Annotated in this window: 15 protein-coding genes, 1 pseudogene and 1 other annotated feature; of the genes and pseudogenes, 13 read left to right on the top strand and 3 right to left on the bottom strand. The window is 44.2% G+C overall.

What is annotated here, in order from left to right:
• The first annotated feature begins 125 nt into the window (after positions 1 to 125).
• Positions 126 to 262: a sequence feature (ribosomal protein L10 leader region), on the top strand.
• Between the two features lie 30 nt (positions 263 to 292).
• From rplJ to AB5170_RS20160, 8 genes are all read left to right on the top strand, one after another.
• Positions 293 to 805 (top strand): 50S ribosomal protein L10, encoded by a 513-nt coding sequence (gene rplJ, locus AB5170_RS20195; protein ID WP_118583316.1) that lies wholly within the window; start codon positions 293 to 295, stop codon positions 803 to 805.
• A 67-nt stretch (positions 806 to 872) separates the two neighbouring features.
• Positions 873 to 1,244 carry a 50S ribosomal protein L7/L12 gene (gene rplL, locus AB5170_RS20190; protein WP_118583314.1) on the top strand — a complete coding sequence of 124 codons (372 nt, stop codon included), beginning with the start codon at positions 873 to 875 and terminating at the stop codon, positions 1,242 to 1,244.
• 135 nt (positions 1,245 to 1,379) lie between these two features.
• Positions 1,380 to 3,635, top strand: coding sequence for a right-handed parallel beta-helix repeat-containing protein (locus AB5170_RS20185; RefSeq protein WP_173772033.1), 2,256 nt, complete (start codon positions 1,380 to 1,382; stop codon positions 3,633 to 3,635).
• A gap of 184 nt (positions 3,636 to 3,819) precedes the next feature.
• Positions 3,820 to 7,674, top strand: a complete 3,855-nt coding sequence (locus AB5170_RS20180) for a DNA-directed RNA polymerase subunit beta (RefSeq protein WP_118583310.1) — start codon at positions 3,820 to 3,822, stop codon at positions 7,672 to 7,674.
• Between the two features lie 17 nt (positions 7,675 to 7,691).
• Complete coding sequence (rpoC, locus tag AB5170_RS20175; protein WP_148463547.1) at positions 7,692 to 11,423, top strand: DNA-directed RNA polymerase subunit beta'; 3,732 nt, start codon at positions 7,692 to 7,694, stop codon at positions 11,421 to 11,423.
• Between the two features lie 415 nt (positions 11,424 to 11,838).
• Positions 11,839 to 13,578, top strand: a complete 1,740-nt coding sequence (locus AB5170_RS20170) for a serine/threonine-protein kinase (protein WP_173770109.1) — start codon at positions 11,839 to 11,841, stop codon at positions 13,576 to 13,578.
• Between the two features lie 68 nt (positions 13,579 to 13,646).
• Entirely contained in the window at positions 13,647 to 14,450 is an 804-nt protein-coding gene (locus tag AB5170_RS20165) for a PP2C family serine/threonine-protein phosphatase (protein ID WP_173770108.1), read from the top strand.
• A gap of 60 nt (positions 14,451 to 14,510) precedes the next feature.
• Positions 14,511 to 15,743, top strand: coding sequence for a hypothetical protein (locus AB5170_RS20160; protein WP_330602697.1), 1,233 nt, complete (start codon positions 14,511 to 14,513; stop codon positions 15,741 to 15,743).
• 68 nt (positions 15,744 to 15,811) lie between these two features.
• Here the strand turns inward: AB5170_RS20160 and AB5170_RS20155 are convergent, their stop codons facing one another.
• The 3 genes from AB5170_RS20155 to AB5170_RS20145 all read right to left on the bottom strand — a co-directional run bounded on the left by AB5170_RS20155 (position 15,812) and on the right by AB5170_RS20145 (position 18,249).
• Entirely contained in the window at positions 15,812 to 17,116 is a 1,305-nt protein-coding gene (locus tag AB5170_RS20155) for a serine hydrolase (RefSeq protein WP_330590301.1), read from the bottom strand.
• A 65-nt stretch (positions 17,117 to 17,181) separates the two neighbouring features.
• Positions 17,182 to 17,967: an N-acetylmuramoyl-L-alanine amidase gene (locus tag AB5170_RS20150; protein WP_243881956.1), complete on the bottom strand. Its 786-nt coding sequence runs from the start codon at positions 17,965 to 17,967 to the stop codon at positions 17,182 to 17,184.
• A 135-nt stretch (positions 17,968 to 18,102) separates the two neighbouring features.
• Complete coding sequence (locus AB5170_RS20145) at positions 18,103 to 18,249, bottom strand: DUF6783 domain-containing protein (protein ID WP_308768448.1); 147 nt, start codon at positions 18,247 to 18,249, stop codon at positions 18,103 to 18,105.
• 271 nt (positions 18,250 to 18,520) lie between these two features.
• Between AB5170_RS20145 and rpsL the strand changes: the two genes are divergently transcribed.
• From rpsL to AB5170_RS20120, 5 genes and pseudogenes are all read left to right on the top strand, one after another.
• Positions 18,521 to 18,940: a 30S ribosomal protein S12 gene (rpsL, locus tag AB5170_RS20140; RefSeq protein WP_117854826.1), complete on the top strand. Its 420-nt coding sequence runs from the start codon at positions 18,521 to 18,523 to the stop codon at positions 18,938 to 18,940.
• Positions 18,941 to 19,098: 158 nt separating this feature from the next.
• Positions 19,099 to 19,569 (top strand): 30S ribosomal protein S7, encoded by a 471-nt coding sequence (gene rpsG, locus AB5170_RS20135; RefSeq protein ID WP_207664929.1) that lies wholly within the window; start codon positions 19,099 to 19,101, stop codon positions 19,567 to 19,569.
• 17 nt (positions 19,570 to 19,586) lie between these two features.
• Positions 19,587 to 21,710, top strand: coding sequence for an elongation factor G (gene fusA, locus AB5170_RS20130; protein WP_226837870.1), 2,124 nt, complete (start codon positions 19,587 to 19,589; stop codon positions 21,708 to 21,710).
• Positions 21,711 to 21,865: 155 nt separating this feature from the next.
• Positions 21,866 to 23,059, top strand: coding sequence for an elongation factor Tu (gene tuf / locus AB5170_RS20125; protein WP_118583298.1), 1,194 nt, complete (start codon positions 21,866 to 21,868; stop codon positions 23,057 to 23,059).
• A 705-nt stretch (positions 23,060 to 23,764) separates the two neighbouring features.
• Positions 23,765 to 24,094, top strand: a pseudogene (locus AB5170_RS20120) (CHAP domain-containing protein); the annotation flags it as partial.
• Between the last annotated feature and the right edge of the window lie 119 nt (positions 24,095 to 24,213).

Here is a 24,213-nt window from a genome sequence, read left to right as displayed (position 1 = left end):
TTGATGGAAGCATTATACTACATTGGGACATTTTCCTTTGTGGTATATTAGGACATTATCATAAATGGTTCATACAGATGTAAAAAAATTAAAATTACTATTGACAAATAAAATCGAACGTGGTATTTTATTACAGAACGCTGCCGAAGACAGTAGGTGCCGTAAGGCATAAGGATTAAAACGCCTACCGAGGACTAAGTATTCTTTCGTAAGAATTACGTTAAGCCTTGCTGTCTTACAGTAAGGCTTTTTTTGGCGGTATATCAAATTCTATAAGGAGGTGTACCATTTCATGGCAAAAGTAGAACTGAAACAACCAATCGTAGAAGAAATCGCTAACAATATTAAAGACGCACAGGCTGTTGTTCTTGTTGACTACAGTGGTCTTACAGTTGAGCAGGATACTATTTTACGTAAAGAGTTAAGAGAGTCCGGCGTACAGTACAAGGTTTACAAAAACACTTTAATGCGTCGTGCATTTGAAGGTACTCCATGTGCAGATCTTGACAAGCACTTACATGGAACAAACGCTATTGCAATTTCTGCAACAGACGCTACTGCTCCTGCAAGAATCCTTGCTAAATTTGCAAAACAGTATCCGGCACTTGAGTTAGTAGCTGGTATTGTTGAGGGTAACTACAACGATCAGGCAGGAATCCAGGCACTGTCCCAGATCCCGTCCAGAGAAGAACTTCTTGGCAAACTGCTTGGAAGTATCCAGTCTCCTATTACCAACTTTGCTCGTGTGCTTAATCAGATCGCAGAGCAGAAGGGTGGAGAGGCTGAGGCACCAGCAGCAGAATAATTTAAGTTTCTGTCGCTGAATCGAATCATTGATTCCACAAAAAATTTAAAAATGGAGGAAAATTATAATGGCAAAGTTAACAACAGCTGAGTTTATCGAAGCAATCAAAGAGTTATCTGTATTAGAGTTAAATGATTTAGTAAAAGCTTGCGAGGAAGAGTTCGGTGTATCCGCAGCAGCAGGCGTTGTTGTAGCAGCAGCAGGTGCTGGTGAAGCAGCTGAGGAGAAAGATGAGTTTGACGTAGAGCTTACAGAAGTAGGTCCTAACAAAGTTAAAGTTATCAAAGTTGTTCGTGAGATCACAGGCTTAGGTCTTAAAGAAGCTAAAGAAGTTGTTGATGGTGCTCCGAAAATGGTTAAAGAGGGCGCTTCCAAAGCAGAGGCTGAGGATATCAAAACTAAACTTGAGGCTGAAGGCGCTAAAGTTACTCTTAAATAATTTAGGTGTATTTAAGCGAACCATGCTCCCCGCAGAAGTCTGTCGTGCAGGCCACTGCGGGGATTTTTTTGTGTAACAGGAAATTCTGTTGGAGTTTCCTGCAATTAGGATTCTTTTTGTGCAAGGAGATTCTGAATGAATATAAAAATGTTTTTGACTGTAACATTACTGGGAGTTTCTTTATATCTGGGAGGCAGTTCTGTTATATATGCTGAATCAGCAGAAAATGTGACGGAGAATTTTGAAGACAGCTTTTCAGATTGCGATCTTGAGCCGGAAATGGAAGAGGATGAGACTGGCTTCTATGGCGGAACAGCTGAGGTGGGATTTTTTTCAGCAGATGAGTCTGATAATGATTTTGAAGAGGAGCCAGAAGAAACTCCGCTTACACCTGTACCTTCTGGTAATGAACAGCAGATTTTGGTGGCTATTCCCGAAAACGCTACAGTAGTGACTTTAGATGTGGCTGATGGAAGTGATATTACCGAAACCTTGAATACAGTGCTTCACTTTATGGGGCAGAGAGCTACAGATGAAACTCCTTGTACGGTAATCATCCCGCAGGGAAGCTATCTGATTTCCGGAACTATCCATATGTACAGCAATCTTACTCTTTATGCAGAAGGAGCTGTACTGACGAAATCCTGTACAGATAAGCATGTGGTCCTCAGACTGGGAGATGACATACTTTCTGCCGGAGGTTATGATGGATATCACAATATCACCATTGAAGGCGGAACCTGGGATCTGAATTACCCGGTTGTCGAAGATAAGGAAGGCACAGGCGGTTTTGTAGGCTTCAGGATTGGACATGCCAGACACGTAACTGTGAAGAACGTAACATTTCTAAACAATTTGAAATCTCATTTTCTTGAGCTGGCAGGTACGGAAGATGTAACCGTGACTGGCTGTACATTCCGGGGATATTGGCAGGAATATGAAGGCGGCGGACAGGAATGCATTCAGCTGGATGCATGTCTGGACTATATTTTTCCAGGATATCAGCCCTTTGATGGAGCAGTTTGTGAGAATGTCAGGATTACGGATAACATTTTTGAGAATGTGTTTGCAGGAGTGGGCAGTCACAGCATGATTTACGACAGACCATACCGGAACATCGTGATTCAGGGGAATACCTTTCGAAATGTGAAAAAGAGAGCTGTCTGGTGCCTGAATTACGTGGATTCTGCTGTGGAGGACAATATAATAGAGAATGCAGGCGGCGGAGTGCTTGTGAGCTGCATGTATTTCCCGAATACCCATCTTATGCCAGGAACTGCTGCGGGAATGGCAGGAAACCACCAGAATGCGGGCATTTCCGTGAAAAACAATCAGATTTCTATTTCTTCAGTGAGCCAGATCAATGGAAACACATGGAGAGGATATGGAATTGAAGTCCAGGGAGCCTGGGTAAGTGACAGCTCAAAGGCACAGGCTAAGGGAATTCCGACAGGTATTTATAAGGAAACCGGTGTTGAGGTAAAGGGAAATATGATCACAGGGAATGGAAATGGAATTCGCCTTTATCTAGCTGATGGCTGTACAGTGGAAAATAATCAGTTGAAACTGCAAAAAACTGCATCCTTTTCCAATATGGGAATTTACCTGTCTGCTTCTTCCAAAAATGTGATAAAAGATAATCAGGTATCAGGTTGTAAAAATGTAGGAATCTACGCTTATGACGGCGGAAAGCTGGGGACTCCATCCACAGAGAATCAAGTCCTGGATAATGTGATTTCAGGTATCGGCGGTGATGGAATTCTTATGGAAAATGGCTCTGACGGGTGTGAAGTAAGCCGGAACCGTATATCCTCCGGAAAAAAGAACGGAATTGTTCTCTGGGGCAGCGAGGAGTGTCAGATCACAGCGAATCAGGTGAAAGGCTGTATGCTGGACGGAATATATGTGGAAAATATTGGAAATGCTGTTATAAAATCTAACAGGATTACGAATGTGAACGGCAGAGGAATCCAAGTGATCGCAAGTCAGACTGGAAAACTTTATGGAAATGCGGTTACTGGCAGCAGAAAATGCGGTTTATATGTAAGCAGGTCAAAGATTTCCGGAAACAAAAAGAACCGTCTGGAGAATAATGGCAGTACTTATGCAATTTATGCGGAAAACAGCACTGGAATCATTTCCGTGAAAATGCCTACTGCGTCTAAGATCACCAGAAAGTCAGTGAAGATCACAGGCAAAGCGGCGGGTGGAAAGAAGCTTACAATTTATGCAGTAAGCAGAAACAAGAATAAAAAAATCGGCAGAGGAAGCATCAATTCCAAAAAGAAATATAATATTTCTATCAAAAAACAGAAAAAAGGAACGACGCTTCTCTTTGTATTATCGGATAAATATGGAAACCTTTCTTATAGCAAGAGAAAAGTAAAATAAATTATAACTATTCAGCAATTACAAATAAAAAACAAATGAAAAAACAACAGAAAAGTGCTTGACAGGCTTTTTTTGTTGTGCTATAGTGAAGAATGCTATATTATGGCAAGATATGCCTACTATGCTTATGCAGCAGAGCGGGCTGATGTTGTAATAAATAAAATAAAACAGGGGTGAAACGTCAATGGAAAAAAACAGAATTCGTTCTGTAAAAACTGGAAAAAGCATGCGAATGAGCTACCAGAGACAAAAAGAAGTCCTGGAAATGCCGAACTTGATCGAGGTCCAGAAGGATTCTTACCAGTGGTTTCTCGACGAAGGATTGAATGAAGTATTCGACGATATTTCTCCAATCGCAGACTACGGCGGAAAGCTCAGTCTTGAATTCATCGGCTTCACATTTGATGAAAAAGAGGCTAAATACACCATCGAGCAGTGTAAAGAACGTGACGTAACTTATGCCGCACCTTTGAAGGTTCGAGTGAGACTGATTAACAAGGAAACAGATGAGATCAACGAACACGAGATTTTCATGGGAGACCTGCCGATTATGACCGCGACAGGAACTTTCGTCATTAACGGTGCTGAGCGTGTTATTGTCAGCCAGTTAGTACGTTCCCCTGGAATCTATTATGCCATTGCACACGATAAAATCGGTAAGAGACTGTTTTCCTGTACAGTAATTCCTAACAGAGGAGCATGGCTGGAATATGAGACTGACTCCAACGATGTATTCTATGTGCGTGTGGACAGAACCCGTAAGGTTCCGATCACTGTACTGATCCGTGCACTTGGTGTTGGTTCCAATGCAGAGATCATTGATCTGTTTGGCGAAGAGCCGAAGATCCTTGCAAGTTTCACAAAGGATACTTCTACAAATTATGAAGAAGGTCTTCTTGAACTGTATAAGAAAATCCGTCCAGGCGAGCCGCTTGCAGTTGAGAGCGCAGAGAGCCTGATCAATGCGATGTTCTTTGATCCGAGAAGATATGATCTTGCCAAGGTCGGACGTTATAAATTTAATAAGAAACTTCATTTCAATAAACGAATTGTTGGTCATAAGCTGGCTGACGATGTGGTTGAGGGCTCTACAGGAGAAATTCTTGCAGAGGCTGGTACTATCGTAACCAGAGAACTGGCTGATGCCATTCAGAACGCTGCAGTTCCATTTGTATGGATCCAGGGTGAAGAAGACCGCAGAATTAAAGTCCTTTCTAACTTAATGGTAGACATGCATCACTATCTGCCAGAAATTGAGAACCTGGAAGAGCTTGGGGTTACAGAGTTAGTATATTACCCTGTACTCGAAAAAATTCTGGAAGAAAATGACACACTTGAGGATAGAATTGCTGCTATCCGCAGAGATATCCATGACCTGATTCCGAAACATATTACAAGAGAAGATATTTTTGCTTCTATTAATTACAATATGCATCTGGAATACGGCATTGGAAATGACGACGATATCGACCACTTAGGAAACCGTCGTATCCGTGCGGTTGGTGAACTGCTTCAGAATCAGTACCGTATCGGTCTTTCCAGACTTGAGCGTGTGGTTCGTGAGAGAATGACAACACAGGATGTGGAGAGCATTTCCCCGCAGTCCTTGATCAATATCAAACCTGTAACAGCTGCTGTAAAAGAGTTCTTCGGATCTTCCCAGCTGTCACAGTTCATGGATCAGAACAACCCTCTTGGTGAGCTGACCCATAAGAGACGTCTTTCCGCACTTGGACCTGGCGGTTTGTCACGAGACAGAGCCGGATTCGAGGTTCGAGACGTTCACTATTCCCATTACGGAAGAATGTGCCCGATCGAGACTCCTGAGGGTCCGAACATCGGTCTGATCAACTCCCTTGCATCTTATGCAAAGCTGAATCAGTACGGATTTGTTGAGGCACCTTACCGTAAGATTGATAAAACGGATCCTATGAATCCGCGTGTAACTGACGAAGTTGTTTACATGACCGCTGATGAAGAGGATAACTACCATGTAGCACAGGCGAATGAGGCACTTGACGCAGAAGGACATTTCGTTCGTAAGAACGTTTCCGGTCGTTATCGTGAAGAGACTCAGGAGTATGAGCGTCAGATGTTTGATTACATGGACGTATCTCCTAAGATGGTATTCTCTGTAGCTACAGCCCTGATCCCATTCCTTCAGAACGATGATGCGAACCGTGCGCTGATGGGATCAAACATGCAGCGTCAGGCCGTTCCGCTTCTTACTACAGAAGCACCAGTTGTTGGTACAGGAATGGAAGCAAAGACAGCTGTTGACTCCGGTGTTTGTGTGGTTGCAAGAAAGTCTGGTACTGTACTTCGCTCCACATCTACCGATATCAGCATCAAGAATGATGATGGAACAAAAGATGATTATCATCTTACCAAATTCATGCGCAGTAACCAGAGCAACTGTTACAACCAGCGTCCGATCGTTAATCAGGGCGAGCACGTTGAAGCAGGTGATGTTATTGCCGATGGTCCGTCTACTTCTCAGGGAGAGCTTGCTCTTGGCAAGAACCCTCTGATCGGATTTATGACCTGGGAAGGTTATAACTACGAGGATGCCGTACTGTTAAGTGAGAAACTTGTACAGAACGATGTTTATACATCTGTTCACATTGAAGAATATGAAGCAGAATCCCGTGATACAAAGCTTGGACCGGAAGAGATCACTCGTGATGTTCCAGGCGTAGGTGATGATGCACTCAAGGATCTTGATGAGCGCGGAATCATTCGTATCGGTGCAGAGGTTCGTGCTGGTGATATCCTTGTTGGTAAGGTTACTCCTAAGGGAGAGACTGAGCTTACAGCAGAGGAGAGACTTCTTCGTGCAATCTTCGGTGAGAAAGCACGTGAGGTTCGTGATACTTCCCTTAAGGTACCACACGGTGAGTATGGTATCGTTGTAGACGCCAAGGTATTCACAAGAGAAAATGGTGATGAGCTGTCTCCAGGAGTTAATCAGTCTGTACGTATCTATATCGCACAGAAGAGAAAAATCTCCGTTGGTGATAAGATGGCTGGTCGTCATGGTAACAAGGGTGTCGTTTCCCGTGTACTTCCGGTTGAGGATATGCCATTCCTTCCGAACGGACGTCCACTGGATATCGTGCTGAACCCGCTGGGTGTACCTTCCCGTATGAACATTGGACAGGTCCTGGAAATTCATTTAAGTCTTGCTGCCAAAGCACTTGGCTTTAATATTTCCACACCGGTATTCGATGGTGCAAACGAGAATGATATCCAGGATACACTGGAACTTGCAAATGACTATGTAAATACAGAAGATTTTGAAGAGTTCCGTGAGAAATACAAAGACATTCTGGCACCTGATGTAATGCAGTATCTGGATGAGAACAAAGCCCACAGAGCATTGTGGAAAGGTGTTCCGATTTCCAGAGATGGTAAAGTACAGCTTCGTGACGGACGTACCGGAGAGTTCTTCGACGGTCCGACCACAATCGGACACATGCATTACCTGAAACTGCATCATCTGGTTGATGATAAGATCCATGCCCGTTCCACAGGTCCTTACTCTCTGGTTACACAGCAGCCACTGGGTGGTAAAGCTCAGTTCGGTGGACAGCGTTTCGGAGAGATGGAGGTTTGGGCTCTGGAGGCATACGGTGCATCCTATACACTCCAGGAAATCCTGACAGTTAAATCCGATGATGTAGTCGGTCGTGTGAAGACTTATGAAGCAATCATCAAGGGTGATAACATCCCTGAGCCTGGTATTCCGGAATCCTTTAAGGTTCTTCTTAAAGAGCTCCAGTCCCTGGCATTGGATGTACGTGTGCTCAAAGATGATCAGACAGAAGTTCAGATCATGGAGAATGTAGATTACGGCGAAACCGATCTTCGTGCAGTTATCGAGGGAGATTCCCGCGGCCACAGAGGAGAGGAATCCTTCAGCAAACATGGCTATACCAAGCAGGAGTTTGACGGAGAGGAACTTGTTGATGTGGACGAGGACGAAGAAGAGGATTATGAATCCGAAATCGACGATTCCTACGATGATATCGAAGAGTAGAAAGGGGAAAAGAATACATGGCAGAATCAACCAATACCAATGAAACATATCAGCCAATGACTTTTGATGCCATTAAAATCGGACTGGCGTCCCCGGAAAAGATCAGAGAGTGGTCAAGAGGTGAGGTTACAAAACCGGAAACCATCAACTACCGTACCTTGAAACCGGAGAAAGACGGACTTTTCTGTGAAAGAATTTTCGGACCAAGCAAGGACTGGGAGTGCCACTGCGGTAAATATAAGAAAATCCGTTATAAAGGTGTTGTCTGCGACCGATGCGGCGTTGAGGTTACCAAGGCTTCCGTTCGTAGAGAGCGTATGGGTCACATTGAGCTTGCTGCTCCTGTTTCCCATATCTGGTATTTCAAGGGTATTCCGTCCCGTATGGGACTTATCCTGGATCTGACTCCAAGAACACTGGAGAAAGTTCTTTACTTTGCAAATTATATTGTACTGGATCCGGCAGATTCCGGACTTCAGTACAAGCAGATCCTTACAGAGAGAGAATATCAGGATGCCCGTGAGTCTTACGGAAATAACTTCCGCGTAGGCATGGGTGCTGAGGCTATCAAAGAGCTCCTTATGGCTATCGATCTTGAGAAGGATTCCGCTGAATTAAAGGCAGAGCTGGTTAAGGCAACAGGCCAGAAGCGTGCAAGGATCATCAAACGTCTTGAGGTTGTTGAATCCTTCCGCGAGTCAGGAAACCGTCCTGAGTGGATGATTCTTGATGTTGTTCCTGTAATCCCGCCAGATCTTCGTCCTATGGTACAGCTGGATGGTGGACGTTTTGCGACATCTGACCTGAATGATTTGTACAGAAGAATCATTAATCGTAATAATCGTCTGAAAAGACTGCTGGAGCTTGGTGCTCCGGATATCATTGTCCGCAATGAGAAACGTATGCTTCAGGAAGCAGTTGATGCCCTGATCGACAATGGTCGTCGTGGACGTCCGGTTACAGGTCCTGGAAACAGAGCCCTGAAATCCCTTTCTGATATGCTGAAAGGTAAATCCGGACGTTTCCGTCAGAACCTTCTTGGTAAGCGTGTTGACTACTCCGGACGTTCCGTTATTGTTGTTGGACCAGAGCTGAAGATTTATCAGTGCGGTCTGCCAAAAGAGATGGCAATCGAGCTGTTTAAGCCTTTCGTTATGAAAGAACTGGTAGCAAACGGTACCTCTCACAATATTAAGAATGCCAAGAAGATGGTAGAGAAGCTTGAGCCAGCTGTATGGGACGTTCTGGAAGATGTTATCAAAGAACATCCGGTTATGCTGAACCGTGCACCTACACTGCATCGTCTGGGTATCCAGGCGTTTGAGCCGATCCTTGTAGAAGGTAAGGCTATTAAGCTTCATCCGCTTGTTTGTACCGCTTTCAACGCTGACTTCGATGGTGACCAGATGGCTGTCCATCTTCCACTGTCCCAGGAAGCACAGGCAGAGTGCCGTTTCCTGCTTCTGTCTCCGAACAACCTTCTGAAACCTTCTGATGGTGGACCGGTAGCCGTTCCTTCACAGGATATGGTCCTTGGTATTTACTATCTGACACAGGAAAGACCTGGAAATAAGGGAGAAGGAAAGTTCTTCAAGAGCGTAAATGAGGCAATTCTGGCATATGAGAATCAGGTAATTACTCTGCAGTCCAAGATTCTTGTCCGCTGCAGCAAGGTAATGCCGGATGGAAGCACTTTCACAGGCAACGTGCAGTCTACACTGGGACGTTTCCTGTTCAATGAGATCCTGCCACAGGATCTTGGATTTGTTGACAGAAGCATTCCGGGAAATGAACTTCTTCTTGAGGTTGACTTCCTGGTTGGTAAGAAACAGCTGAAACAGATCCTTGAAAAAGTTATTAATACTCACGGAGCAACCAAGACTGCTGAGGTTCTGGACTCTATCAAAGCTATGGGTTACAAGTATTCTACAAGAGCTGCCATGACTGTATCTATTTCTGATATGACCGTGCCGCCGCAGAAGCCTGAGATGATCAAGGCTGCACAGGATACTGTAGATAAGATCACAAAGAACTATAAACGTGGTCTTATTACTGAGGAAGAGCGTTATAAAGAGGTTGTGGATACCTGGAAGAAGACTGACGATGAGCTTACTCATGCACTTCTTTCCGGACTTGATAAGTACAACAACATCTTCATGATGGCTGACTCTGGTGCCCGTGGATCTGATAAACAGATCAAACAGCTTGCAGGTATGCGTGGATTGATGGCCGATACAACCGGACATACAATCGAGCTTCCTATCAAGTCAAACTTCCGTGAGGGTCTGGACGTACTGGAATATTTCATGTCCGCTCATGGAGCTCGTAAAGGACTTTCTGATACCGCTCTTCGTACAGCCGATTCCGGTTACTTGACAAGACGTCTTGTTGACGTATCTCAGGATCTGATCGTACGTGAGATGGACTGCTGTGAGAACAGAGCAGAGATTTCCGGTATGTATGTAAAAGGTTTCATGGATGGCAAGGAGGAGATCGAGAGCCTTCAGGATCGTATTACAGGTCGTTTCTCCTGCGAGACCATTAAGAATAAAGAGGGCGAAGTCCTTGTAAAAGCAAACCACATGATCACTCCGAAGCGTGCTGCACGTATCATGAAAGAGGGTGTAGACAACATTACCGGAGGTGCTGTTGAGCAGGTTAAGATCCGTACCATCCTGAGCTGTAAGTGTAAGGTTGGTGTGTGTGCGAAGTGCTATGGCGCAAACATGGCTACCGGTGAGCCGGTACAGGTTGGTGAGTCCATCGGTATCATCGCTGCACAGTCTATCGGTGAGCCAGGTACACAGCTGACCATGCGTACTTTCCATACAGGTGGTGTTGCCGGTGGAGATATCACACAGGGTCTTCCTCGTGTCGAGGAGCTTTTTGAGGCAAGAAAGCCGAAAGGACTTGCTGTTATCACTGAAATCAAGGGTGTTGCTACAATCAATGACACCAAGAAGAAGAGAGAGATCATCGTAACAGATCCGGAGACTGGTGATTCCAAGACTTACCTGATTCCATACGGTTCCCGTATCAAGATCATGGACGGACAGGTTATGGAGGCTGGTGATGAGCTTACAGAAGGTAGTGTAAACCCGCATGATATCCTTCGAATCAAGGGTGTTCGTGCAGTTCAGGATTACATGATCCGTGAGGTTCAGCGTGTATACCGTCTTCAGGGTGTTGAGATCAACGATAAACATATCGAGGTTATCGTTCATCAGATGCTGAAGAAAATCCGTATCGAGGATAACGGAGATTCTGAGTTCCTGCCAGGTACACTTGTTGACTTCCTCGAGTATGAGGAAGTAAATGAGAAACTGGAAGCTGAGGGATTACGTCCTGCAATTGGAAAACAGGGAATGCTTGGTATTACCAAGGCATCTCTGGCAACTGATTCCTTCTTATCAGCTGCTTCTTTCCAGGAGACTACCAAGGTTCTGACCGAAGCTGCCATCAAGGGTAAGGTTGACCATCTGATCGGTCTGAAAGAGAATGTAATCATCGGTAAACTGATTCCAGCTGGTACAGGTATGAAGTGCTACAGCGATGTAGAGCTTGATACAGGAATGCCGGAAGAGCCAGAAGAAATCGAATTTGATGAAATGGACGACGAGGATCAGGATGTGCTGGATGTAGCGGAAGACTCAGAAGAGCTGGAGACTGCTGATGAGGCAGATCTTGCAGTGGATGAGGATGAGGATACATTTGAGGATGAGGATTCTTCTGAAGACAGTGAAGAATAAACGATAAAATATGAAATCCCCCAGGGTGACAGAAATGTTGCTTTGGGGGATTTTTGTGTAACAGAGAATTCTATGGAACTTACAGTTACACAAAAAAGTGCAGCCCGGCAGGAACACACTGCAGCAGCAAGGGAAATGCTGCTTGAGACAATCCGCCGTAGGCGAGGGTAAGGAAAAATATGGATAGAGGAAAATACAACCTGGTCTATCATTTGTGGTAAGATTCCTGTATAATGTTTTATGTAACTATTCAGAAGGCAGTATTCCGCGAGGTGTTCTGGGGGAAAAGTAGTTCACAGAAAACCCGAGAATAGCGGTGCGAAATCACGTAAACCATGATTTCTGTGCATCGTGACGGGGAAGACTTGCCAGTCCATTTAAAAAGTCATTACCCGTTCGAGGAGGGAGAACATACATGGATAAAGATGTTCCGGTTTCCGTCTGGCCAGAATGGGAACTTATAGAGAAAATAGGCGAAGGATCCTTTGGGAAAGTGTATAAAGCAAAGCGGACAGAACGAGGCCGCTCTTTTTACTCCGCAATCAAGATTATATCCATACCGGCAAGTAAGGGAGAACTTGATAGCGTACGCTCAGAGATGAATAATGAGCAGTCTACCAGGGAATATTTTCGAAATCTGGTAGAAGACTGCATTCAGGAAATATATACTATGGAGCATTTTTGCGGAAATTCCCATGTGGTTTCATTTGAAGATTTCAAAGTGGTGGAATATTTGGATGAGATCGGCTGGGACATTTCCATAAGAATGGAATATCTTACCAGCTTTATGGATTACTGCACAGGCAAGGAGCTTACTGAGAAGGAAGTGATCAAACTTGGCTGTGACCTGGCTATGGCATTGATTTATTGCAGGAAATTGAATATTATTCACCGTGATGTGAAACCGGAGAATATTTTTGTGTCCAGATTCGGTGACTTTAAGCTGGGCGATTTTGGAATTGCCAGGGAACAGGCACATACCATGAGCAATATGTCCAAGAAAGGTACCTATTCCTACATGGCACCGGAGATTTACAAGGGAGAGAAGTACGACAGCAGTATTGATATCTATTCCCTTGGAATTGTATTATATAAACTGATGAATCAGAACAGGCTGCCTTTTCTTTCGCTGGATAAGCAGCTGATTACATACAGAGATAAAGAGACTGCCCTTGCACGGAGAATGGCAGGGGAGAAAATGCCGGCACCAGTTAATGCCAGTGCTGCTTTTTCCCACATTATACTAAAAGCATGTGCATATGAGCCGGGGAAACGTTACAGGAAACCAGAAGATATGCTGCGGGATTTGGAGAAGCTTCGTCTGGCACCGGTGAATGCAGAGAAAGAGTGGGAGAAGTCCCAGTGGGAGCTGACAAATTCAGCAGAACTTGAGCGGGATCAGAGAAGATATGCCCCTCAGGAGCCGGAAGACCGTATGGAGCGGACCCATGTGGCAGAAGACCCTCAGATTGAGAAAGCTGTCCGGGAAGAAGAGGCACAGCTCAGAAAGCCTGCGAAAAATGCAGTGAAAAATTATGAGAAACAGTCAGTAAATGCCTCTTCCACTAAGCGAAAGAAGCAGCAGAGAAGCGGGTGGGACCAGGAAAGACAGATTTCACCATGGACAGTTTCCCTTATTGTAGTGGCGCTTGCGGCATGCATTATTATTGGTGTTTATATGAAATTAATCCATGATGAGAATCGCAAGGCTCAAAATACGGAGAACGTTATGGAAGTTCTGGAAGCTAATGATAACAGTACTGCTCAAATTGATGAATTTTCTACTTCAATTCAGACAATTAAGGAGCAGGCGAATACAATTGTAAGCGAACTTCCGGACTGCGAGGAAGTTGGCAAGGAAGGCGACCGGCTTCGCTACTATGACAGCAACGGGAAACTGGTGAAAGCGCTGATTTATCCGGAGACATCCGAAGATGGAGTTTATGAGGAGTATTATTATTGGGATGAACGTCTGTTTTTTGCATATGTATGGACCGGTAATAAGAAGGAATTATATTACTATGACAAGCGTGGCAAACTGATCCGCTGGATCGATACAGACGGAACTGTCCACGATAAGGAGAATGACAGTACTGAGTACACCAAGCGTGGCGAGAAATACTGGAAAAATGCGCTGGAGCAGTTAGATGAATGATGATACCGGTCATATAAGAAGTGGCTGTGATTCTTTGGAACATCGACAGACAGGCGAAGAGGAATAGAATGACATATCATATTGATTATGCATATACCTGCCATGCAGGGAAAGTGCGACCAAATAACGAGGACAATTTCTGGTGCTGTGGAGAGTACCTTCCAGTGAGTAATCATGGAACAGAAGAAATCCGTACTGGTCTCAGACTTCGGGAGAGCCTTCCGGTAATGTCTGTTTTTGACGGCATGGGAGGGGAGAGCCAGGGGGAAATGGCTGCCTGGCTTGCTTCTGACAGCCTGGAGCATTTTTATAGGGAAAATAAGGGGATGCTTCGTAAAGCACCAGAACTTTTTCTTACAGAAGCCTGTAAGAATATGAATCAGGCTGTATGTGATTATGGTCGGGAACAACGGATCAGTGCCATGGGAACTACTATGGCGATGATTGCTTTTGGAAAAAAAGAAGCGTATATCTGTAATCTGGGAGACAGCAGGATTTATCGGTTTTCCAAGGGGAATTTTTCACAGATTTCCAGAGATCATGTGTTGAAAAGCTGCAGATTTGGGAAAGCACCACTGACTCAGTTTCTGGGAGTGGAGGAGACCGAGATGAAGCTGGAACCTGCCATTGCGGCAGTTCCTTATCAGGATAGGGACCGTTATCTGCTTTGCTCAGACGGGGTAACAGATATGTTATCTGATCGCGAGATTGAAGAAATTATGAAGCTGGAGGACTCAATTCGTGATATTGCCCATGCTCTTTTAACAAGGGTACTGGATAAAGGGGCCAGAGATAATACTACGATCATTCTCTGCGAGGTAAGAGCAGATAATCGGCCGTTCAAAACCTGGCTTTTGCAGAAGAAGGGATAAATCAGAGGGCAAAATTTTTCACAATTTAAGTAGTTGATTATAGGAAAATGAAGGTGATTTATGATGAAAAATCGTATGCAGGATCTTGATTTTGAACAGACAGTGGCATTTGATTCCGTAAAGGATTTTGAATTTACCAGAAGGGCCGCCCAGAGATTTCGTCAGGTAGTCAGTCTGGACGGATTTGAGGATGAAGATGCGGACGTTATTTTTCATTATTTATATAAAGAGATGGAGCTGGTTTCGTTCGGAGATCATTTGAAGAGATATATCTATGAAAGAGCCGGGATTGAGGAACCGTTTGGGGAAGTGCCTCAGGAGGTATACCGAGATATTGCAGTTGATTCTTTCCGGGAAACGTATACACCCAAGTCTATGAATCCTACTTCAACTAAGCTTCCTGCGTTGGTGAACAACTGGCTTACACAGGCCTCAGTAAAGCGCGAGACTGTATTTCTGCTGGGCTTCGGGCTTCGCATGAGCGCGGAGGATGTTTCTGACTTTTTGACAAGGGTGCTGAAGGAGCAGGATTTTGATTTCCATAATCCAGAGGAAGTGATTTACTGGTATTGTTATAGTAAGCAGCTTCCTTACAGCAAGGCAGAGGAATATAAAGAGAATTACAAATCCATGGAACCTGCAACAGATAAGGGGAAAGTGGCAGAAGTGATAGGCGGCGATTTTATCATAGATACAGAGGAAAAATTGCTGAAATATCTGGCATGCCTGAAAGCTGGCTGGGATGATCCCATGAATGAGAAGAGTCAGGCATTTCAGGAGTTCCTGCGCCTTCTGGAACACGCGAAGCAGATCATTGCGGCCATGTATCAGAAGGATGAGGAGGAGAAATGCCGGGATAAGATCTGGAAACCGGAGAATATTACTCCTTCTGATCTGGAGAAGGTAATCTGCAATGGTATTCCTATTAATAAGATGGGAAATCTAAAAAAAATGTCGGCCTCTATCCTGGCGAAACATTTCAGCCAGAAGAGATTCAGCAGACAGAGAATTACCAATATTCTGAATCACAAATTCCCGGTAGAGCGGTTTGATCTTCTTACGCTGGAGTTCTTTATCGTGTCTCAGGAGATGGAGGATGATGATCCCTATGACAGATACCACCATTTCATAGAGGAAGCGCAGAGAATTCTGAAAAAGTGTGGAATGAGCGAGATTTATATTGTGAACCCATATGAATGCTTCCTTCTGATGTGTCTTTTGACGGATTGTCCGCTGGCTGTTTTTTCGGAGATATGGGAAATGTCATATGAAGAGAATGGGGACGAGGAGTAAGAAATTTCTTAATATAGAAATGCGCAGTGCTGTTTGGAGGCACTGCGCATTTTTAATAGCAATTAAGGTTAATCATTATAGTAGAGATAAATACTGCGGCTAAGCTGTGCAATTGTATTCTGGGCTTCTCCCGGGCTGGAGAGGTTCTGGGAAAGGAAGACGATGACCAGATCGTTTCCACCCTGTGCGTTGTACAGGATTCCGGCATCATTTTCTACATCGGAAAGCTCACCGGTTTTGTTGGCAACGCTGACGCCCTCTGGCAGGGCAGCCGGAATCTTGTTGGTACGTTGCTGCTGCTTCAGAAGGGAATACATTTCTTCTGCATGTAAAAGGCTTGGCGTCTGAGTAGTACCAGAGCAGATCTGGTAAATTTCTTTCAGGAATTTTCCACAGTCATAGGCAGAAGTGTAATTATCTCCGAATTCATTGCTGGCAAGAAGCAGTCGTCCCATGGAAGTATTTGTGTAGCCGTGAGACTGACAGAAACTGTTTACTTTCTGCATACCTGCAGTGCTGTCGCCACTTCCCAGGCAGGAAACCAGACTGTTTGCCGCGTCATTATCACTGACGGTGATCATTGGTGTCAGATAGGAATCCAGGGTGGCAGAACCATACTGCTGGGACAAAGAATCATAATTCTCATATACTGCACCCATAATGAAAAGCTTGATCAGGCTGGCTGCCTGCATTGGGGAATCATTGATCGTAGCCTCTGAGCCGCCTGAAAGGTCACAGATATAAACGCTCCAGGAACCGTTTGAAACAGGAAGCTGGGATTGAACCTGAGAGACCAGAGTATCCATCTTTTCATCGGATTTGTTGTCAAAAGCAGAACTTCCGTGGGAGGGAGAGATGGTGCCATCATCGTCAGAAAGTTCGGGGGTAATAGCAGCCATGGTAGAATCTTTTTTTCCCTGGGAAGTGCCATCTGTTGTCTGAGCGGAGTTGGAACCGGATGACTGGGAAGGACCTACTGGTTCTGTATTGGCAGCAGGAGTCTGATAAGGAACAGTTACTTCCTCCGGAGTTGGAGAAGACTGTACAGAACCTGCATTTTCTCTCTGGGAAGGTCCCTGGACAGAAGAATCATCAGTAGAAGCTTCGCTGTCGGAATTTCCATCATCAGAAACAAAGCCGCTTTGGTCGGCGTCTTCAGAAGTTTCATCACCAGAGGTAAATCCGGAAGCTTCACCGTCAGTGAAATCTTCAGTCTGGGCTGTTGCTGAACCGTTTTTTGCCAGATTAATACTTCTCTGGCTGTCCCTTTTGAAGAAAGTAAGGTAAAGAATGATAAGAATTAGTAAAGCAGCGACAATGCCAAGAAAAATCAGCAGATAAGAAGAGGTTTGTTTCTTTCTATTATTTTTCATAAGTTCTCCTTTCGAATCAATGAAATATCTGGAAGAGACATTATTTTATGGCAATAAATCCAGATTTATTTTTCCGCAAAATATGCATCAATCCCATCAGCGATTCCAGATGCCATTGTGTTCTGAAAATCCGGATTGCTCATTTTCAGATCATCAGATTCATTGGTCATAAATCCCATTTCCACAATAGTTACCGGAATGGTGCTCCAGTTGATTCCAACCATATTGTCGGCATATGTTACGCCGCGGTTTTCAAATCCGGTTGCGTCACAATAGGCATCCAGAATGCACTGGGAAAGGCTGTTGGAATCATCATAGAGCTGGGATACATAAGGATTGGAAGAGGAGGGGGAAATGGTAAGTGCACCGGCAGCAGAGGACGATTCAGCACCATTGGCATGGATACGCACGTAAACCTCGGCCCCCTGTCCGGCAACATATTCAGCTCGCTCTTTATTGCTGATGGCAGTATCATTATCCGTTCTGGTAAGAACAGTCTGATAGCCACGGTCTTCCAGAATCTGCTGCAGCTTCAAAGAAACATCCAGATTCAGCTGATATTCAGGCAGACCTGAAAAAGTTCCCTGGGTTCCTGTTGAGGCTTTGGCTTTCATTTCTGTGGAACCTGGACCAAGAGGTTCAAGGTCACTCATATCCACATTTGGACTCTGATGACCGGGATCAATACCGATTATATGTGACTGGGCTACAGGCGGTCCCTGAAGCTCGTCAGTGGTCTCAGCACAGACAGTGCACAGATTTATAAGTCCTGCTCCGGAAAAAATCATGAGGCCAAATGCAAAAATCCGGGAGAATCCACTGGATTTAGCCACTGCTTTTTTGAAACACATATGTATACTCCTGTTCATGTTAATTCTTTTTTCGACTATTCAGCAGATTGTATTTCGAAAAGCAGGTACTGTAGAGGTGCTGAAAAGTTCTTGTTTCTTATTATAATAATGTGAAGCTGTGAATGCAATGTAAAGTTAAGTTTTCCTAGAGCGTGTTTGAAAAAGGCTTTCTGCAAGATGTGCGTCACAATTTGCGGTATATTTTACCCGAATTCGGTTACCGTAGCCCGCTAAGGCGCCCTCATCCGAGCGAAATCTCCCACAAATTGTGATGCAGATCACGGGAATGATTTTTTTACACGCTCCAGAACAGCAGTAAAAAATACATTATAATAAGAAGAAACCTATTTATAATTCACCGTGATAAATTGTAAAAACCTTGAAAAAATAAGGAAAAATTGATGAAAAACACCTTGACAGAGATATGCAGACAGGATATAATCAAAAAGCGTGCGAAATAAGGCATTTTTTTCCGCGCTTACTAAGATAATAGCAACCGCAAGGAAACCCCATAGAACAATCTATGGAGAAATAAATCGGGAGGTGAAATGGAATGCCAACATTCAACCAGTTAGTAAGAAAAGGACGCCAGACAGCTGTTAAGAAATCTACAGCTCCGGCTCTGCAGAGAACTTATAACTCTTTAAGAAAGAAAGCAGTTGAGCAGTCTGCACCACAGAAACGTGGCGTTTGCACAGCTGTTAAAACAGCTACTCCTAAGAAGCCTAACTCAGCTCTTAGAAAAATCGCCAGAGTTCGTCTTTCCAACGGAATCGAAGTAACAAGCTACATCCCAGGAGAAGGTCACAACCTTCAGGAGCATAGCGTTGTTCTGATCCGTGGAGGAAGGGTTAAGGACTTACCTGGTACAAGATACCACATCATCAGAGGTACTCTTGATACCGCAGGTGTTGCTAACAGAAAACAGGCCCGTTCCAAATACGGCGCTAAGAGACCGAAAGTTAAAAAATAATCCATCCGTATTGCTGCGGAGACTATAGAGATTTGTACGGTATTCCATATACCCTGTCGGTTGCGGGTTAAATATAGGACCATTACCAGTGCGAACATGCAATAGTTTACTGCGTGAGTACCGATGAGATAATCAGGATGATTAAGGAGGGAAGTAACGTGCCACGTAAAGGACATACTCAGAAAAGAGACGTTCTGGCAGACCCGATGTACAACAATAAAGTTGTTACAAAGCTTATCAATAACATCATGTTAGATGGTAAGAAAGGTGTTGCACAGAAAATTGTTTACGGAGCATTCGCCAGAATGGAAGAAAAATCTGGCAAGCCAGCAATTGAAGTATTTGAAGAGGCAATGAACAACGTAATGCCTCAGCTTGAAGTTAAAGCAAGACGTATCGGTGGAGCTACTTATCAGGTTCCGATCGAGGTAAGAGCTGACAGACGTCAGGCTCTGGCTCTTCGCTGGATCACCATGTTCTCCCGCAAGAGAGGCGAGAAGACCATGGAAGAGAAACTGGCTAACGAGCTTATGGATGCAGCCAATAACACCGGAGCATCTGTAAAGAGGAAAGAAGACATGCATAAGATGGCTGAAGCAAATAAAGCATTTGCTCACTATCGCTTCTAATCAAGGAGGAAAATCCATTGGCTGGAAAAGAAGGTAGAGAATACCCGCTCGAGAGAACCAGAAACATTGGTATTATGGCTCATATCGATGCAGGTAAGACAACTCTTACAGAACGAATTCTGTACTATACAGGTGTCAACTACAAGATTGGTGATACTCATGAAGGTACTGCTACCATGGACTGGATGGAGCAGGAGCAGGAGCGTGGTATCACAATCACATCCGCTGCAACAACATGTCACTGGACACTGGAAGAGAACTGCAAACCGAAGCCTGGTGCTTTGGAGCATCGTATCAACATCATTGATACCCCAGGTCACGTAGACTTTACTGTTGAGGTTGAGCGTTCCCTTCGTGTACTGGATGGCGCTGTCGGCGTATTCTGTGCAAAGGGTGGTGTTGAGCCACAGTCTGAGAACGTTTGGCGTCAGGCTGATACCTACAATGTACCACGTATGGCATTCATCAATAAGATGGATATCCTTGGTGCAAACTTCTACGGCGCAGTAGAGCAGATCAAGACTCGTCTTGGTAAAAATGCAATCTGCCTGCAGCTGCCAATCGGAAAAGAAGATGACTTCAAGGGAATCATTGACTTATTCGAAATGAAAGCTTACATCTACAATGACGAGAAGGGCGATGATATTACTATCACCGATATCCCGGAAGACATGAAAGAGGATGCTGAGCTTTATCATACAGAACTGATCGAGAAGATCTGTGAGCTGGATGACGATCTCATGATGGAATATCTTGAGGGCGAAGAGCCAAGCACAGACAGACTGAAAGCAGCTCTGAGAAAAGGTACATGCGAGTGTACAGCTGTTCCGGTATGTTGCGGTTCTGCATATAGAAACAAAGGTGTTCAGAAACTTCTGGACGCTATCCTGGAGTACATGCCTGCTCCAACAGATATTCCACCAATTGATGGTGTTGACATGGATGGAAACCCGACCGTGAGACATTCTTCTGATGAAGAGCCGTTCTCCGCTCTGGCATTCAAGATCATGACAGACCCATTCGTTGGAAAACTTGCATATTTCCGTGTATATTCAGGAACAATGAATTCCGGATCCTATGTATATAACTCTACAAAGGGCAAAAAAGAGCGTGTTGGCCGTATCCTTCAGATGCATGCTAACAAGCGTATGGAGCTTGATAAGGTTTACTCCGGTGATATTGCTGCAGCTATCGGATTCAAATTCACCACAACTGGTGATACAATCTGTGATGAGCAGCATCCAGTAATCCTTGAGTCCATGGAGTTCCCGGAACCAGTTATCGAGCTGGCTATCGAGCCTAAGACAAAAGCAGGACAGGGCAAACTTGGTGAGGCTCTTGCAAAACTTGCAGAAGAGGATCCGACCTTCCGTGCACATACAGATCAGGAAACAGGACAGACCATTATCGCTGGTATGGGTGAGCTTCACCTTGAGATCATCGTTGACCGTCTTCTTCGTGAGTTCCACGTAGAGGCTAACGTAGGTGCTCCTCAGGTTGCTTACAAAGAGACAATCACCAAGGCTGTTGACGTAGACAGTAAATATGCTAAACAGTCCGGTGGTCGTGGACAGTATGGTCACTGTAAAGTTAAATTCGAGCCTATGGATGCCAACGGCGAAGAACTGTACAAGTTCGAGTCTACTGTTGTCGGCGGTGCTATTCCGAAGGAATACATTCCGGCTGTAGGAGAAGGTATCGAAGAGGCTATGAAGGCTGGTATCCTTGGAGGATATCCGGTTGTTGGTGTACATGCAAATGTATACGATGGATCTTATCATGAAGTCGATTCTTCTGAGATGGCATTCCACATTGCAGGTTCTCTTGCATTCAAGGATGCTATGCAGAAGGCTTCCCCAATCCTTCTTGAGCCTATCATGAAGGTTGAGGTAACCACACCAGAGGATTACATGGGTGATGTTATCGGTGATATCAACTCCCGTCGTGGTCGTATCGAAGGTATGGATGATATCGGCGGCGGTAAGATGATTCGTGGATTTGTTCCGCTTTCCGAAATGTTCGGATATGCAACAGATCTTCGTTCCAGAACTCAGGGACGTGGTAACTACTCCATGTTCTTTGAGAAATATGAGCCAGTTCCAAAGAGTGTTCAGGAAAAAGTTCTGGCAAAGAAAGACTGATTTAACTACAGGCTGAATTAGGATTTCATATAAAACAATAAAAAGCTTGCAAATATCCTTGGTTTGCAATATAATCAAGGATAGCAAGTTTAAAATCGATATGGCGCTCTATTTTAATAGAGAATGAGCCAACTAATCAAGGAGGACATTTTAAAATGGCAAAGGCTAAGTTTGAGAGAACAAAACCGCATTGTAACATTGGTACCATCGGACACGTTGACCATGGTAAAACTACTTTAACAGCTGCTATCACAAAAGTACTTTCTGAGAGAGTTGCTGGTAACGTAGCTACAGATTTCGCTAACATTGATAAAGCTCCAGAGGAAAGAGAGCGTGGTATCACAATCTCTACAGCACACGTTGAGTATGAGACAGAGCATAGACACTATGCACACGTTGACTGCCCAGGCCATGCTGACTACGTTAAGAATATGATCACTGGTGCAGCTCAGATGGATGGTGCTATCCTTGTTGTTGCTGCTACAGATGGTGTTATGGCTCAGACAAAAGAGCACATCCTTCTTTCCCGTCAGGTAGGTGTTCCTTACATCGTTGTATTCATGAACAAATGTGATATGGTTGACGATGACGAGCTTCTTGAGCTGGTTGAGATGGAGATCCGTGAGCTTCTTTCCGAGTATGACTTCCCAGGAGATGACATCCCGGTTATCAGAGGATCTGCTCTTAAAGCTCTTGAGGATCCGAGCAGCGAGTGGGGCGATAAGATTATGGAGCTTATGGATGCAGTAGATAGCTACATTCCAGACCCACAGCGTGACACAGATAAACCATTCGTTATGCCTGTAGAGGACGTATTCTCCATCACAGGACGTGGAACAGTTGCTACTGGTAGAGTAGAGGCTGGTGTTCTTCACGTATCTGATGAGGTTGAGATCGTTGGTATCAAAGAAGAGACTCGTAAAGTTGTTGTAACTGGTATCGAGATGTTCCGTAAACTTCTTGATGAGGCTCAGGCTGGTGATAACATCGGTGCACTTCTTCGTGGTGTTCAGAGAAACGAGATCGAGCGTGGACAGGTTCTTGCTAAACCAGGAACAATCACATGCCATACAAAATTCACAGCTCAGGTTTACGTTCTGACTAAAGACGAGGGTGGCCGTCATACACCATTCTTCAACAACTATCGTCCACAGTTCTACTTCAGAACAACAGACGTTACAGGTGTTATCAACCTTCCAGAAGGAACAGAGATGTGCATGCCTGGAGATAACATCGAGATGACAATCGAACTGATCCACCCAATCGCTATGAGCCAGGGTCTTACTTTCGCTATCCGTGAAGGTGGACGTACTGTAGGATCAGGACGTGTTGCTACAGTTATCGAATAATTTTAGCATAACATCTTAAATTATATATATTGAGTACCGTAAGGTACATGTGTCCAAACGTAAGATACCCCGGAACCGTAAGGTTTCCGGGGTTTTTCTGTTGAGTGGAAATATTAGAAAGAGTGGGAAATAATAACGAACAGTATAGAAAAACGGCTGCCGGGAGAGTATCCTGACAACCGTTTGTGATAACAGAATGATAACAAAATTGTGGAATCAGTAATTAATAAAGCATTTATTTCAAGGACTTTGCTAATATATTTAGCATACGTGAAAATGTAAGTAGAAAACTACATTGCAAACTATGTGATTTTCCAGGAATCATTTCAAATGAATAACGTTCATGAGCAAAAGTGTTTTCGCTTTTTTTTAAATCGCTAATAAACATTTCATTAGTGTAATCTGAATCAGAGTTACCTTTCATAGCGTTTATTGTTAAGTCCAAAATAATCTTTTTTGAATCATCGGATAATTTGTTAAAGAGATCTTTATATAGTTTATGGCCATTGACAATATTTCCATGATCATTTTCATAAAAGAGTTTTAGAATTATTTCACAGGAAAATGACAGATTAACAAATGCAGGGTACAAACGCCAGATGTCCTCTTGAGAAGGTGTTTGTGTTTGGAGTTTGGGGAGCAGTGATTGATATAAATCATTTCCAATACTGTAATATGTTTCTGCTAAAATCTTAGCTTCATCATTGCTTTGTATCTTGGTGTGCCAACGAGTGCGGCTATATCGACGCTGGAGTTATCCCAAAATATGCAGGCTGTGTCAACGGAGTACAATGGTTTAAGGATCGTGGACAATGGCTGGATGGCAGCGCCGAGCCTGCCCCCGGAATGATTATTTTCTTCGATTGGGCAGACGAAAGTGGTCAGGATGGATTATCCGACCATACGGGTATTGTTCAAAAGGTCGAAAACGGCAAGGTTTATACGGTCGAGGGCAACTCCGGCGACAGTTGCCGAGTCAATGAGTATTCTATCGGTTATTACGAGATTCTTGGCTACGGCGCACCTGCCTATTAAAATACACAAGCCGCCTGCATTTTGCAGGCGGTTGGATTACATACGTCAATTGTAATCTGAGATTCCATACCCACATCTCAGACTGATTTAAAAAGTTAATAGTAATGAGTGCAAAGGAA

The sequence above is a fragment of the Ruminococcus sp. RTP21484sp1_RTP21281st1_A8_RTP21281_210402 genome (assembly GCF_040914025.1).
Taxonomy (GTDB): Bacteria; Bacillota; Clostridia; order Lachnospirales; family Lachnospiraceae; genus Blautia_A; species Blautia_A faecis.
This window is presented reverse-complemented; position numbering and strand designations above follow the sequence as displayed.